At 29.4% G+C, this 14,478-nt stretch carries 14 protein-coding genes; 7 read left to right on the forward strand and 7 right to left on the reverse strand.

Features of this window, described 5'->3' with window-relative positions; all coding sequences use genetic code 11:
- The first annotated feature begins 15 nt into the window (after positions 1-15).
- Genes L8X38_RS01275 through L8X38_RS01305 form a run of 7 tightly spaced genes read left to right on the forward strand, consistent with a single transcriptional unit; the run spans position 16 to position 5,496 of the window.
- Positions 16-1,062 (forward strand): flagellar basal body P-ring protein FlgI, encoded by a 1,047-nt coding sequence (locus tag L8X38_RS01275; RefSeq protein ID WP_263659834.1) that lies wholly within the window; start codon positions 16-18, stop codon positions 1,060-1,062.
- The gene (locus L8X38_RS01280) at positions 1,062-1,427 is read left to right on the forward strand and encodes a rod-binding protein (protein WP_207921002.1); all 366 of its coding nucleotides are present in this window, start codon (positions 1,062-1,064) and stop codon (positions 1,425-1,427) included. The genes L8X38_RS01275 and L8X38_RS01280 overlap by 1 nt, the downstream gene beginning before the upstream one ends.
- A 60-nt stretch (positions 1,428-1,487) precedes the next feature.
- A complete protein-coding gene (locus L8X38_RS01285; protein WP_133319374.1) occupies positions 1,488-1,694 on the forward strand; it encodes a flagellar biosynthesis anti-sigma factor FlgM in 207 nt (68 codons plus the stop codon).
- Between the two features lie 41 nt (positions 1,695-1,735).
- On the forward strand, positions 1,736-2,170 hold the full coding sequence (flgN, locus tag L8X38_RS01290) for a flagellar export chaperone FlgN (protein ID WP_133319375.1): 435 nt from the start codon (positions 1,736-1,738) through the stop codon (positions 2,168-2,170).
- Positions 2,171-2,180: 10 nt separating this feature from the next.
- A complete protein-coding gene (gene flgK / locus L8X38_RS01295) occupies positions 2,181-4,010 on the forward strand; it encodes a flagellar hook-associated protein FlgK (RefSeq protein WP_263659835.1) in 1,830 nt (609 codons plus the stop codon).
- Positions 4,010-4,759 (forward strand): TIGR02757 family protein, encoded by a 750-nt coding sequence (locus L8X38_RS01300; RefSeq protein ID WP_263659836.1) that lies wholly within the window; start codon positions 4,010-4,012, stop codon positions 4,757-4,759. Before flgK ends, L8X38_RS01300 begins: the two co-directional genes overlap by 1 nt.
- Entirely contained in the window at positions 4,744-5,496 is a 753-nt protein-coding gene (locus L8X38_RS01305; protein WP_220566448.1) for a TSUP family transporter, read from the forward strand. Before L8X38_RS01300 ends, L8X38_RS01305 begins: the two co-directional genes overlap by 16 nt.
- Here the strand turns inward: L8X38_RS01305 and L8X38_RS01310 are convergent.
- The 7 genes from L8X38_RS01310 to L8X38_RS01340 all read right to left on the reverse strand — a co-directional run bounded on the left by L8X38_RS01310 (position 5,493) and on the right by L8X38_RS01340 (position 14,475).
- Positions 5,493-6,653, reverse strand: coding sequence for a type II secretion system F family protein (locus tag L8X38_RS01310; protein WP_263661059.1), 1,161 nt, complete (start codon positions 6,651-6,653; stop codon positions 5,493-5,495). The genes L8X38_RS01305 and L8X38_RS01310 overlap by 4 nt on opposite strands.
- Positions 6,650-8,167 (reverse strand): GspE/PulE family protein, encoded by a 1,518-nt coding sequence (locus L8X38_RS01315; protein WP_263659501.1) that lies wholly within the window; start codon positions 8,165-8,167, stop codon positions 6,650-6,652. Before L8X38_RS01315 ends, L8X38_RS01310 begins: the two co-directional genes overlap by 4 nt.
- On the reverse strand, positions 8,160-8,489 hold the full coding sequence (locus tag L8X38_RS01320; protein WP_133319381.1) for a CDC27 family protein: 330 nt from the start codon (positions 8,487-8,489) through the stop codon (positions 8,160-8,162). Before L8X38_RS01320 ends, L8X38_RS01315 begins: the two co-directional genes overlap by 8 nt.
- Positions 8,470-9,861, reverse strand: coding sequence for a pilus (MSHA type) biogenesis protein MshL (gene mshL, locus L8X38_RS01325; protein WP_263661060.1), 1,392 nt, complete (start codon positions 9,859-9,861; stop codon positions 8,470-8,472). The genes L8X38_RS01320 and mshL overlap by 20 nt, the downstream gene beginning before the upstream one ends.
- Positions 9,833-10,156, reverse strand: a complete 324-nt coding sequence (locus L8X38_RS01330) for a hypothetical protein (RefSeq protein WP_263661061.1) — start codon at positions 10,154-10,156, stop codon at positions 9,833-9,835. The genes mshL and L8X38_RS01330 overlap by 29 nt, the downstream gene beginning before the upstream one ends.
- A 2-nt stretch (positions 10,157-10,158) precedes the next feature.
- Positions 10,159-13,713, reverse strand: a complete 3,555-nt coding sequence (gene nifJ, locus L8X38_RS01335) for a pyruvate:ferredoxin (flavodoxin) oxidoreductase (RefSeq protein WP_133319384.1) — start codon at positions 13,711-13,713, stop codon at positions 10,159-10,161.
- Between the two features lie 117 nt (positions 13,714-13,830).
- A complete protein-coding gene (locus L8X38_RS01340; protein ID WP_263659498.1) occupies positions 13,831-14,475 on the reverse strand; it encodes an HAD family hydrolase in 645 nt (214 codons plus the stop codon).
- Positions 14,476-14,478 lie beyond the last annotated feature (3 nt).

Raw genomic sequence — 14,478 nt, forward strand, 5'->3', positions numbered from 1 at the left:
TTAAAGGAAGAATCGATGAGAATATTACTATTTTGCTTGGTATTAAATCTAAGCATTTTTGCAGCTACTATTAAAGAACTTACTAATGTAGTAGGTGTTAGAGATAACCAACTTATAGGATATGGTTTGGTTGTTGGCTTAAACGGAAGTGGAGATGGTACAAGTAGTGAATTTACTCTACAATCTATTTCAAATATGCTTCAGGGTATGAATGTAAAAGTTAGCCCAGGTGATATAAAATCAAAAAATACAGCAGCAGTAATGGTAACAGCAAAGCTTCCTGCTTTTGCAAGAAGTGGGGATAAGCTTGATGTAAGTGTGGCTTCTTTAGGTGATGCAAAATCTTTACAAGGTGGAACCTTACTTATGACAGCTCTAAAAGGAGTTGATGGAGAGATTTATGCAGTAGCTCAAGGTTCATTAGCTATAGGTGGACTTAGCCCAAGACCGGGTGCAGCAGGAACACACTCAACCTCAGCAAATGTTATTAATGGCGCTGTAGTAGAAAGAGAAATTCCACAAAACTTTAGCCAAAGTGAAGATTTGATTTTAAGCTTAAAAGAAGCAGATTTTAAAACAGCTAATAATATAGAAAGAGTTTTAAATACTATTTTTGACACAGATATAGCAAAAGCTTTAGATTCTAGAACTATAAAATTAACAAAACCTGAAGAATTTTCTCATGTTGAATTTATGGCAAGAGTATTAGAACAAGATATAGCTTATACCCCAGAAAGCAAAGTGATTATTGATGAAAGAACAGGAACTATCGTAGCGGGAGTAAATATAGAAGTTGAACCTATATTAATTACTCATAAAGATATTACTATAAAAATTGATCCAAACAATACCGTAGCTTTAGGACAAAATGAAATCGATATGAAAGATGGTGGTATTTTAGACCCTGTATCTAATACTTTAAAAATCACAAACAATAAAACAACAGTAGCAAACATAGCTAGAATGTTAAATAAACTTGGAGCAGCACCAAATGATATCATAGCTATTATGCAAAATCTAAAAAGAGCTGGTGCAATCAGTGCTGAATTAGAGGTGATATGATGAGAGTTGATAATTATTTAGCGAGCAAAAATTACAGCAGTGAGCTTTATGAAAACATTACCAAGCATAATAATAGCTATAAGGCTGCTAAAAACTATGCAGATAGTGCTTTTAAAAATGATTTAACTCATATACAAGCATTAAATGATGAAGATAAAGCTTTAAAAGAACAAACCGATGCTTTTGAAGCTTTCTTAATTAAAAGTGTTTTGGATATTTCTTTAAAACAAGAAAATTCTTTATTTGGAAAAGATGCAAGTGATGAAATTTATTCATCTATGTATAATGATACTATGAGTAAAGCATTAAGTGGTGGTTTAGGTTTTTCAAAATTATTATTTGATTATTTAAAAGAAAGGCGTTAAGTTATTTTTTTAAGTGTCGATATGGTTCTTAGAGTTTTTCAATAGAACTGGAGGCTTAAAATGATAAACCCTATACATCAAAGCTATGTGGCTCAAGTTGCTACTAGCGATATAAATAAAACAGAAAACAAAGAAAATAACAAGGCAAAAGAAACTCAAAAGGTAGAAGAAAATAAGGCATCTTTTATTGCTTCACAAATAAAGAATGGCGAGTATAAAATAGACTTGCAAGCCACTTCAAAAGCAATAGTAGATTCTTTATTATAATTTTTATCCTTTTTTGGGTTAGTGCCTAAGAAAGGATAAAAATGGTTAAACAACACTTAGACAAAACAAATTCTATTTTAGAAAAACTCATCAATCTTACTTTAGAAGATATAGCTCAAATTCAAGCTGCTAATCACCAACATGTTAGCAAAAGCGTAGAAGAAAAAACTAAACTTGTAAATGATTTTCAAATTGCTAAAAAAAATCTTGATAAGGCTTTAGTAGAACTTAGTAATCAAGGAAACAATAAAGGTTTAGACGAACTTTTAGATGATGAAGATAAAGAAAAACTTGCTCTTTTAAAGCAAAATTTAAACACCTTACATCAAAAAAATAAAGAATATGCTAAATTGGCTCTTATTATTAAAAATTTTTACGACAATCTTTTAAATACAATGTTTGAACAAAATGGAACAAATAATGCTTATGGGGATAATAAGACAATTCCAGATTCATTATTTAAGATCAATGTTTAAAGGCTAAGTCATGGGAATTTTTGATAGTTTATATACAGGGGTTAGTGGTATAAGAGCTGCTGAACTTCAAATCAATACCACAGGTAACAATATCTCTAATGCAAATGCAGTATTTTATACTAGACAAAGAGCGGTGCAAAGTTCAGGTATGTCTCTTGATAGAGGTGGCTTACACTTAGGAACAGGTACGCAAATTGATACTATTAAAAGATTGCATGATGAGCATTCTTATTATGAGCTAAAAAACGCCACTACTCAACAAAACTATACAAATTATTTAGGACAAATTTTACAAGAAGCAAGTCAAAGATTTCCTGATATGCAAGGAACTGGTATTTTACAAGATTATAAAAATTACTATGATGCGTGGAATAACTTTGCTTCCAACCCAAGCGATGGAGCAAGTAAAATAGATCTTGTTAATAGCGCAAACACATTAGCTCAAAACATACAAAAAACATTACAAGATCTTAGCAAAATGCAACAAACAGTTAATGAGCAAATTCAACAAACCGTAGATGAGATTAATAACATTGGTCAAGAAATTGCAAATATTAATAAACAACTTGAAAATGAAGAAGTTTTACCTACCGATAATGCAAATCAACTAAGAGATAAAAGAGATGAACTTGAACTTAGACTTTCAAAGTTAGTTAATGCTGTTGCTTGGAAAGGAACAAGCTCTCAAGATAGTACTTTAGAATCTACCATGACTGATTCTGGAAGATATTATGATTTAAGCATTCAAGGCTTTAGTATAGTAAATGGCTCTAGCTTTCACCCTTTAAAATTAGATAATAACAACCCTAATGGTTTTTATCAAATTTATTATGAAGTAAATGATGAAAACCGCTATGATTTAACAAGCAAAATTTCAGGTGGGCAGCTTGGTGCTCAACTTGATCTTAGAGGTAGAAATTATGATGGCAATCATGATACTTACAGCGATGGAAAATTACAAGAGTATAAAGATATGCTCAATACCTTTACAAAAACACTCATAACTCAAACTAATAATGTCTATGCTCAAGCAGCAACCGATAAAGTAAATTCAGATGATTTAAAAGGTTTAAAATCTGATACTTCTTTAATGAGTTATGATAAAAACATCCAAGCAGGAAGCTTTGACATCACAGTTTATGATGAAAAAGGTAATGCAGTAGCTACTAGAACTATAAAAATAGATGTCAATACCACTATAGAAGATGTTATTAAACAAATCAATGCAGATGTTGATGATAATAAAGATGGTGTTAGCGGTAATGATTTAAATGATTATTTTCAAGCCTTTTATCATTATGATGGAAAAAGTGATAGTGGAAATTTCCAAATCAATGGCTTAAAAAAAGGTTATAAAATAGCTTTTAAGGATAATGGCACAAATTTCCCAGGCGCTTTAAATGTATCTTCATTTTTCAATGGTCAAGATGCAAGTAGCATTAATGTAAATTCAAGCATTAGAAATGATCCAAATAGCTTAAAAGCTAGTTCAAATGGAGTTGATGGAAATAACGATGTAGCTAATGCTATGTTGCAACTTCAAAATCAAAAAGTAAATTTTTATAATAAAGATGGTACAGTAGATACTATGACTTTAGATGGATATTATAGAAAATTTACAGGCCAAATTGCTTCAGATGCTGAAAGCAATGGCTTTGCGCATGCAACTAATATGACGGTATTTAATACAGCTTATGCAGAATATCAATCAAAAAGTGGTGTAAATACCAATGAAGAATTAGCAGCACTCATACAATATCAAGCAAGTTATGGCGCTGCAGCTAAAATCGTAACTACCGTTGATCAAATGCTTGAAACCTTACTTGGTTTAAAATCTTAATGCAAATTAAAGCTCTTTTAGATGAAGCAATTTTAAGCAAAAACACTCAAAAAGAGCTTTTCTCTCATCCTGATCCTTTACAAATTGCAAGTGTTTATAAAGATGAAAATATAGCCTTGCTTTGTGCTTTATTTGCCTATGGAAATGCTAAAAATATTGTAAATTTTTTAAATAAACTTGATTTTTCCTTGCTTGAGAAAAGCGATGAGATTATTAAAAAAGAATGTAAAAATCTAAAATACCGCTTTCAAAACTCTCAAGATATAGCTCAAATTTTCATCACACTCAAGCGCTTAAAAAATGAAGATAGTATAGAAAATATTTTTACCAAAACTTATCAAAAAGAACAAAACATAACACAAGCGATAAAAGCTTTCATAGAAACAATTTACAAGCTTAATCCTTATAAAAGTTATGGTTATGAATTTTTCTTTTCAAAAGAATTTAACATTCCAAAAGGTCCTTTAAAAAGATACAATATGTATCTTAGGTGGATGGTAAGAAAAGATGAATTAGATTTAGGTTTGTTTAAAAATATCGATAAAAAAGACTTACTCATACCCTTAGATACTCATACTCATAAAGTTTCATTAAAACTTAAGCTTTTAAAGCGTAAGATTTATGATTTTAAAAGTGTTTTAGAACTTACGCAAAGTCTTAAAAAATTCGATCCTGCTGATCCTATAAAATATGATTTTGCTCTATATAGAATCGGACAAAACAAGGAAAGCTTATGGAGCTTGAATTAACTTATTATGTGATTTTATTCTTTGTTGCTGCTTTTGCAGGTTGTGTTGATGCGATTGTAGGTGGTGGTGGGCTTATTACCATACCTGCTTTATTTGCTTGTGGTATTCCTCCTCATTTAGCCCTAGCTACTAATAAACTTCAAAGTACCTTTGGATCACTCACTGCGGTTTTAGCTTATAGAAAATCTATGCATATAGAAAAGATAGCTTTGGGAATTTTATTTACTGCTATTGGAGCTGCCATTGGAACTTATGCAGTCTTACTAATAGATCAAAATGCTGTTAAAATCATTGTATTAATTTGCCTTGTTTTAATCTTTTTTTACACTATTTTCAAGCCTGATTTAGGCCATGTACATAATAAAGCTAAAATGAGTACTACAAGCTTTCAAATCATCTTTGGCTTGCTACTTGGTTTTTATGATGGTTTTTTAGGACCTGGTACTGGTTCTTTTTGGATTTTTGCTTGCGTGATATTTCTTGGTTTTAGCATGAAAAATGCAAGCATTAATACTAAAATCTTAAATTTTACTAGCAATGTAGTAGCTTTAGGGGTATTTTTATACTCTTATGAGGTGCTTTGGAAAGTTGGTATTTTAATGGGTATAGGTCAAATTTTAGGTGCTTTTATAGGATCAAAACTAGTCTTAAAAACGCAAGGAACTTTTATCAAAAAACTCTTTTTGATTATGGTTGCTTTAACTATAGCTAAGGTTGCTTATGATTATCTTGCTTAAATTTCTTGACTAATTTGCCACATAGGTAAAAATACACCCAAGGCTAAAACTAAAATCAAACTCGCCATAAAAATTGTCATCAAAGGCTCCAAAACACTCAAAAGCTTTTGAGTATAATTTTCTTTTTTATACTCATAAAACAAAGCAAGCTCATAAGTGCTTTCATCTAATTTAGAACTTTTTAAAGCTAAATTTAACATTCTTATCACAAAAGACTCAAAAAGCTTTGTGTTAGAAAAAGCCTGAGCTAAATCAAGTCCTGATTCAAATGAAGTCTTTATAATAAACATTTTGTTTTTAAAGAATTGATTTTCTATACCTTCACAAGCAAGTTTAAAAGCTCTTTTTATATCCACCCCTGCTTTTAATAAATATGAAAAAATTAAGAAAAAGCAAAATTTATCTTGATAAAATATTATTTTTCCAAAAATGGGAAAATAAAGAAGAATTTTATGAAAAAACAAAGACTTCCTAAAAAAATAAGTAAGTATTATAAAAAATCCTATATTTAATAAAATAATCATGTAAAAATGACTAAAAAAATCAGCTATAATAAAAAGAATTTGAGTGATTTTTGGCAAATCCAATTCAAGTTGTAAAAATAAAGTTTTAAATTCAGGCAAAACTAAAGTTATAAGAATAAAAAAAGCAAAAATAATACACATAAAAACGAAAAGTGGGTAAGCTATAGCCTTTTTTAACTGCTTAAAACTATAAAGATTTTTTTCTTTTAAACTAATAATAATATCAAGAGCCTTATGTAAATCTTCTCTGCCATCACAAATTTTTAAAATAGCACATTCTCTAGAATTTAAAATATCTTTAAAGGCTTCATTATAAGAACTTCCATTATTGAGTTTATTATAAATTGTATTAAAAATTTTAATATTTTGTTTTTCATAGCTTGATTTTAAAAATTCTAAAATTGCTTCCTGTAAGCTTAATCCTGCCTTTAAGATCATATTTAAATCCTTAAGAATGAAAATAAGCTCTTCTTCTTTGATTTTATGTTTTATCGGTTTGAAATATTCTTCAACACTAATAATATTTACAAATGACTTTAACGCAAAATTTCTAGCTTCATATAAATTTCTAGCCCTTATTATATATTGTTTTTGCTCTTTATTTAATACATAAAAAATAACAAATTTTTTCAAAAACTAATCTTTCTTAACTCATCTATACTTGTTAAGCCAAGTTTTGCCTTTTCTAAAGCATCCATACCTAAAGTCAAAAAACCTTTTTTTAAAGCGTATGTTAAAATATTTTCATAATTTGCATTATTTTCTATCATATTTTTTAAATTATGATCTAAAAACAAAAATTCAGCTACCATCAAACGCCCTTTATATCCACTATACATACACTCAACACAACCTTTTGCTTTGTAAAATTTTCCTTCAAAAACTTGATTTTGAAAGTAAAATTTTTCCTTGTTAGGTTCTTTACATTCACATAGTTTTCTTACTAATCGTTGAGCTATAATTAAATTAAGAGAATGAGCTATTAAGTATTCTCTTGCACCCATATGCTTCATTCTAAAAATAGCTTCTATAGCGCCATTAGTGTGTAGGGTACTTAAAACTAAATGTCCGCTTAAAGAAGCTTTTAAAACTATATCCAAACTATCCTCATCTCTAATTTCACCTATCATAATCACATCAGGATCGTGTCTTAAAACTGCTCTTAAAGCTTTGTGAAAATCAAATCCGGCTTTAGAATTTAAAAGAATTTGTTGAGCATATTTAAGTTTATATTCTATAGGATCTTCTAGAGTGATGATTTTTTTACTTTGTTCAATTTCATTTAAAATAGCATGCATAAAAGTACTTTTACCACTCCCTGTTGGCCCACAAAACAAAATCAGACCATAAGGTGCATTCGTGTGTTTTTTCAGCTGAATTAAATTTTCTTCTTTGATAAAAAGTTTATCAAGTTTTAAAACATATCCATCTTGTTTTAAAATTCTAAACACTATGCTTTGTCCAAATAATAAAGGCATAATTGAAACTCTAAAATCATATTTTTGTTCTAAAATGATTTTAGAAAAACTCCCATCTTGAGCTTGTCTTTGTTCAGCTACATTAAGCAAAGCAATAATTTTTACATGCAACAATAAGGCTTGGTATGATTTTGCATCAAAACTATATATATATTTTAACTCCCCATCTATTCTAAATCTTATATATACTTCATTTTCTAAAGGCTCTAAATGGATATCACTTGCTCTTAAAAAACAAGCATAAGTTAAAATTAAATTCAAAAACTGCTCTAATAAAAATTCATCTTTATTTTCATCACTTTTCAAACTAAGCTCTAATCTATTAAGATGATTTTGAAATTTAATTAAAAATTTAACTCTTTCTAGCAAAAATTCAAATTGTGTAAAAACACAAAGAAAAATCTTGATAGTTTTAAAACGATATAAATTTTGTATTTTTTCCAAAACATTCTCTTCTAATGGTTTAAAGGAAGCTATATGGATTTTTTCATCATCTTCATAAAAACAAAAAATATCATGTTGTTCTATTAAAGAAAAAGGCAAAATGTGAAGATATTTTTCAAAATCAAAAGTTTGATTTAAATTTAAAAATTCCATTTTATATTGAGAAGCAATTTCTTTTAAAGAATACTCACTTAAGTTTTTTAATTTTTGATGTGTATCACTCAAAATAAATCTCCAAAAGCTTTTCGTATTCTTTTTTAGCTATTAAAGCATCTTCATATCTTCCGAGTTTTATTTTAGCATTAATAAAAACAAGCCAAGCTTCTTTTTGCAATAAATCAAAATCATTAGCTTCTATAGCCCAAAAAACTGCTTGTTTGTATTCTTTATTTTGATAAAAATATTTTGCTAAATTTAAAGCATTTTCATAGTTTGGTTGATTAATGAATTTTTCATAAAATATGTTTTGATCGAAACTATTGTTTTGAATTTCTATAGCATTTAAAAAAGAAAAACATATTAAGATTTTAAAACATATCATCTTCATGCTGAAAACCTAGGTCTTTTAAACTTAAAATTTTATTATTAGTTTTTACTAAACTTGGTTTGATAATAAAAACTATTTCGCTAATATCTTCATAATTTTGTTTTCCTTGAAATAAAGCTCCAAAAAGTGGAATTTTAGATAAAATGCTTATTTCATTATGATTATTAATGGTATTTTTACTAATCAATCCGCCTAAAATTAAAGTTTGTCCATCATCAACCTCAACTACAGTAGAAAGCTTTTTTTGTATAGTATCTGGCGCTATATTTCTTGGTTTGCTTTGTCTATGATTATCAAAACTATATTTAAAATCACTCAAGCTTGGATTAATCCTAAGCATAATTTTATGATCATCTGAAATCTCAGGCAATATATTAAGTAAAATTCCTACAAAAATAGAATAATTATTATATATTTCACTAACTACTGTACCATTTTCTGTTCCTTTAGAACTTTCTTTTACTTGATAATTTATTGTATCGCCTATAGAAATAATAGCTTGCTGATTGTTTAAAGCCATAAGTTTTGGGTTAGAAAGTATAGTTGTTTTACCATTTTCTTGTAATAAATTTAAAATAGCTTTAGTTTCAATATTTGCTTTTAAGTTAATATTTCTAACACCATCTTTATTAATTATAAAATCATTATCATCACCATTAAGTTTAAAAGCAAGTTCTTGCCAATTAATTCCACTTGAATGATTTTTGTTTAAATGCACAGCAACAATACTTACATCAATTAAAACTTGTTTTTTAAGTCTTTTATTTAAGTCATCTAAATATTTTCCAACTCTTGCAAGTTCATATGGAGTTGCATTTAAAGTAATAATTCCTGCATTAGTATTGACAATAGGTTTAGTTGTATTTTCATCCAACAAAGCTTGAATTTCTTCTGAAATTTTCTCCCAAAAATCAAATTTATCAGTACTAATAACTAAATTATCTACTTCTTTATAATTATCATAATCTCCTTGTTTTGGCCTAGAATCCACTGAAGCTTTAGTAATACTTTGTCCTTCTCTAATAGAACTTATATAATGCACTTTAAAAGTTTTAACTTGTTTTCCATAAATTTTTAAAGCATTTTTATCGTATTCATAAGCAAGATTGTTTTCCACCAATAAAAGCTTAAAAATCTCTCTTAAAGACATTTTCTTTATATGTAAATAATTTTGAACATGCATTAATTTTTCTTGAGCAAAAATATCTTTGATAATAATACTAAAATCACACTCTCTTCCGAGTTCATTTAAAATTTCAAGCAAAGAAGTTTTGTCTTCTACTCTTATATTAAAAAAATGCTGATTACACTGCATGGCAAATACATTTGTAAAAAACAAAAAATTAATACATAAAAATACTATTTTTTTCATACAAATTTAAAACCATTATTTTTTCTTCCTTTTTTAATACAACTTGAGAATTTCTAATTTCAACTATTTTAAAACCATCAATATAATCGTTTAAAGCATACCACTTATCATTAATCTTAATCTTATTTGAAACAATAGCTTGCAAAGAAAAATTAGATTTTATATTTGTAGTCTTTTTAAAAAAAGGATCTTGAATTGAAATTAAATTATCAACATAACAATTTCGATTTAAAAATGGATAATTAACACCAAAAGCATTAATTACCCATAAAACAAGAATAAAAATTCGAAACAAAATTAATTTTCATTGCTAAAATCAGCACTTGCTAAACGCTTAAGCTGTCTGTAACGACGTTGTGCCTCTGCTTTATTTTTTTCAAATAATTCTTTTGCTTGCTCAGGATTTGATTTTTTCAAAGAATTATAACGAACTTCATTCATTAAAAAGCTTTCATATAAATCCCAATCAGGTTCTTTTGAAGAAATTGTTAAAGGATTTTTACCTTCAGCTTCTAAACGCGGATCATAAATATAAGTTGGCCAATATCCACATTTTGTAGCTAACTCTGCTTGATTTCCTGAATTTCCAAGTCCACCTTTAATACCATGAGCTATACAAGGAGAATAAGCAATAATCAAAGAAGGTCCATCATAAGCTTCTGCCGCCATTACAGCTTTTAACAATTGTGCATAATTTGCATTAGAATTTACTTGAGCCACAAAAATATAACCATAAGTCATAGCAATTTGACCAAGATCTTTTTTCTGTACTGGCTTACCTGCTGCAGCAAACTGTGCTACTGAACCTGTTCTTGAAGATTTTGAGCTCTGACCGCCTGTGTTAGAATACACTTCAGTATCAAGCACTAAAATATTTACATTCTCACCGCTTGCCAAAACATGATCAAGTCCACCATAACCTATATCATAAGCCCAGCCATCACCACCAAAAATCCAATGTGATTTTTTACTTAAATAGCTTTTAAGTTCTAAAATATCATTAACTGCTTTGATTTGCTTATTTTCTTCTAACAATGGAACTAATTTATCTCTTAATTCCAAAGAAACTTTAGAATCTTCTTTATTTGCAATCCACTCTTTATATAATGCAGAAAGTGCGTTAGGTACTTCTTGCATACTTTCATTCATTATGTGTTCTATTTTATGTCTTGTAGTTTCAGTTGCTATTTTCATACCAAGACCAAATTCAGCATTATCTTCAAATAAAGAATTGCCCCAAGCAGGTCCATGACCATTTTTATTGCTTTTTCTATATGGAGTTGAAGGAGCTGAGCCACCATAAATAGAACTACAACCAGTTGCATTAGCAACAATCATTCTTTCACCAAATAATCTAGTAATTAAAGTAATATAAGGAGTTTCTCCACACCCTGGACATGCTCCATGAAATTCAAATAAAGGTTGAGCAAATTGGATGCCTTTGGTATTTTCTCTATTTAAAATATTATCTTTATAACTTACTTTTTTGAATAAATAATCTGCATTTTCTTGCTCACCATGATCAAGCTCTTCACCTAGTGGTACCATCACTAAAGATTTTTCTTTGGTAGGACACTCATGCACACAAAGCTCACAACCTGTACAATCAAGCGGCGAAACTTGAATTTTGAAATTTAATTTTTGCTCTTTCACGCCTTTTGCATTTAAGCTGTGCTCTTTTACACCTGCTGGAGCATTGTTTAATTCTTCTTCATCAATCAAGAAAGGTCTGATAACTGCATGAGGGCATACTGAAGCACATTGATTACACTGAATACAATTAGTTTCTATCCATCTTGGCACCATAACACCAACGCCTCTTTTTTCATACTCAGTAGTACCATGCTCAAAACTACCATCTTCATAGCCCAAAAATGCCGAAACTGGTAAATCATCGCCCTTAGCTGCATTCATAGGTTTTGCGATTTTTTCAACAAATTCAGTGCCTTTATAAGCTATAGTTTCTTCTTTTGCTTCATTAGCTAAATTTACCCAAGAAGGATCAATATCAACTTTTACAAGTCCATCTGCACCTACATCAATAGCTTTATAATTCATTTCAACTATAGCATCACCTTTTTTACTATATGATTTATAAGCTAATTCTTTCATATATTTTTGCGCATCTTCAAAAGGAATGATATTAGCAAGTTTGAAAAATGCTGATTGCATAATCGTGTTTGTTCTACTACCTAGTCCTATCTCTCTAGCAAGTTTTGTAGCATTAATGATATAAAAATTAATTTCTTTTTGTGCTAAAACTCTTTTTACTGCATTTGGAATTTTTTCAATAGTTTCTTGCGCACTCCAAATACTATTTAAAAGGAAAGTTCCTCCTTTTCTAATACCTGCTAAAACATCATAAATTTCTAAATACGCAGCCACTGAGCATGCTACGAAATGTGGTGTAGAAACTAAATAAGTTGAAGTAATAGGTTTTTTAGAAAATCTTAAATGGCTTCTTGTATAACCACCTGATTTCTTAGAATCATAAGCAAAATAAGCTTGCGCGTAAAAGTCTGTTTTATCTCCTATAATTTTAATAGAGTTTTTATTTGCACCTACAGTGCCATCGGCACCAAGTCCATAAAATAAACACTCTATAGTACTTTCATCACCCAAAGAAATTTTCTCTCCCACAGGCAATGAGGTAAAGGTTACATCATCATTAATTCCTATGGTGAAACCATCTTTTGGGTTTGCTTGATTTAGATTTTCAAAAACTGCTATTAACTGAGCAGGATCCACATCTTTTGAAGAAAGTCCATATCTACCACCAACGATTAAAGGTGCTTTTTCTTTTCCATAATATGCACTTTTTAAATCCAAATAAAGTGGCTCGCCTAAACTTCCTGGCTCTTTAGTTCTATCTAAAACAGCAATTTTTTCAACACTTTGAGGCATTACATCAAATAAATATTTTAAACTAAATGGTCTATATAAATGAACTTTTAAAACCCCTACTTTTTCACCTTTGCTACTCAAATAATCTACAACTTCTTTTAAAGCTTCAGTCACTGAACCCATTGCTACAACAACACGCGTTGCATTTTTATCCCCATAATACACAAAAGGTCTGTATTCTCTTCCTGTAATTTTTGAAATTTCTTGCATATATTCATTAACAATATCAGGAACAGCTTCATAATATTTATTTGCCAACTCTCTTGTTTGAAAATAAATATCATCATTTTGAGCCGTACCTCTTGTTTTTGGATTTTCTGGATTTAGACAGGAATTTCTAAATTCCAATAAAGCCTTACGATCCAATAAGCGATCAAAATGTGCATAATCCATTACTTCAATTTTTTGGATTTCATGAGAGGTTCTAAAACCATCAAAAAAATGCATAAAAGGCACTCTACCTTTAATAGCTGCTAGGTGTGCAACACCTGCTAAATCCATACTTTCTTGCACAGAATGCGAACAAAGCATAGCAAAACCTGTTTGTCTTGCAGCATAAATATCTTGATGATCTCCAAAAATAGATAGCGCTTGAGATGCTAAAGCTCTAGCTGCCACATGAATTACTCCAGGTAAAAGTTGACCTGCAATTTTATACATATTTGGTATTTTTAACAAAAGTCCTTGAGAAGCGGTATAAGTCGTGGTTAAAGAACCCGCTTGTAAAGATCCATGAACTGTCCCTGCTGCACCTGCTTCACTTTGCATTTCTACAACTTTAACTGGCACTCCAAAAAGATTTTTTTTGCCTTGAGAAGCCCATATGTCAGTATAATCAGCCATAGGAGAGCTTGGAGTGATAGGATAAATTCCAGCAACCTCTGTAAATGCATAAGCAGCGTAAGCTGCTGCTTCATTACCATCCATCGTTTTCATTATTTTACTCATTTAATCTATCCTTATAATTAAATAATTACTTAAAGTCAACGACTACTTTATCTTTAATTGTCTTAAACAATAATAAAAATTTTTTATTATTTATAGGTATAGAGTTTAAATGGGAAATTATCGGATATTTCTTATATATTTTATGGCTTCATAGGTATTTTTAAAAAGCGGAATTTCAAATTTAGCTAAACTTTCTTTACTTTCATAACCACTACTTACAGCCACAGGAATAATATTGGCATTTTGAGCAGCTTTTATATCTAAATGAGTATCACCTACCATAAAAGCATTTTCTTTGTTTTTAGAAAGTTTCTTCAAAGCTAATAAAATAGGCTCAGCATCTGGCTTTGGACAAGTTACATCGTCTCTACCTATAATAACTTTAAAATGCTCTCCTATACCTAAATGATCAAGTAAAGGTTTAGAAAATTTAGAACTTTTAGTCGTAACAACAGCTAAATCAGCAAATAAACTAGCCTCATATACACTTTCTTTTGCAAAAGGAAGTAAAGAAGTTTGTTCTATATAGATTTTTTGATATACATTTCTATAAGCATTAATATATTCACTTGTTTTCTCTTTTGCCACACCAAGCTTTTCAAAAGCTACATCCAAAGGAAAACCTATCAAAGCCTTAATAGCTTCATGATCTCTTAAAGGCTCATTAAAAGCTTTAAAAGCAGCATCAAATCCATCTAAAATGGCACTTGTAGAATCTATCAAAGTGCCATCTAAATCAAATAAAATTGTCTTTTTTAGCAAAAT

Source organism: Campylobacter sp. CNRCH_2014_2452, from assembly GCF_025772865.1.
Taxonomy (GTDB): Bacteria; Campylobacterota; Campylobacteria; order Campylobacterales; family Campylobacteraceae; genus Campylobacter_D; species Campylobacter_D lari_D.

Excerpts from the sequence above, each read along its gene's own strand:
- L8X38_RS01275 (WP_263659834.1), top strand. The coding sequence starts at position 16 with ATGAGAATATTACTATTTTGCTTGGTATTAAATCTAAGCATTTTTGCA.
- L8X38_RS01280 (WP_207921002.1), top strand. The coding sequence starts at position 1,062 with ATGAGAGTTGATAATTATTTAGCGAGCAAAAATTACAGCAGTGAGCTT.
- L8X38_RS01285 (WP_133319374.1), top strand. The coding sequence starts at position 1,488 with ATGATAAACCCTATACATCAAAGCTATGTGGCTCAAGTTGCTACTAGC.
- flgN (WP_133319375.1), top strand. The coding sequence starts at position 1,736 with ATGGTTAAACAACACTTAGACAAAACAAATTCTATTTTAGAAAAACTC.
- flgK (WP_263659835.1), top strand. The coding sequence starts at position 2,181 with ATGGGAATTTTTGATAGTTTATATACAGGGGTTAGTGGTATAAGAGCT.
- L8X38_RS01300 (WP_263659836.1), top strand. The coding sequence starts at position 4,010 with ATGCAAATTAAAGCTCTTTTAGATGAAGCAATTTTAAGCAAAAACACT.
- L8X38_RS01305 (WP_220566448.1), top strand. The coding sequence starts at position 4,744 with ATGGAGCTTGAATTAACTTATTATGTGATTTTATTCTTTGTTGCTGCT.
- L8X38_RS01320 (WP_133319381.1), bottom strand. The coding sequence starts at position 8,489 with ATGAAGATGATATGTTTTAAAATCTTAATATGTTTTTCTTTTTTAAAT.
- mshL (WP_263661060.1), bottom strand. The coding sequence starts at position 9,861 with ATGAAAAAAATAGTATTTTTATGTATTAATTTTTTGTTTTTTACAAAT.
- nifJ (WP_133319384.1), bottom strand. The coding sequence starts at position 13,713 with ATGAGTAAAATAATGAAAACGATGGATGGTAATGAAGCAGCAGCTTAC.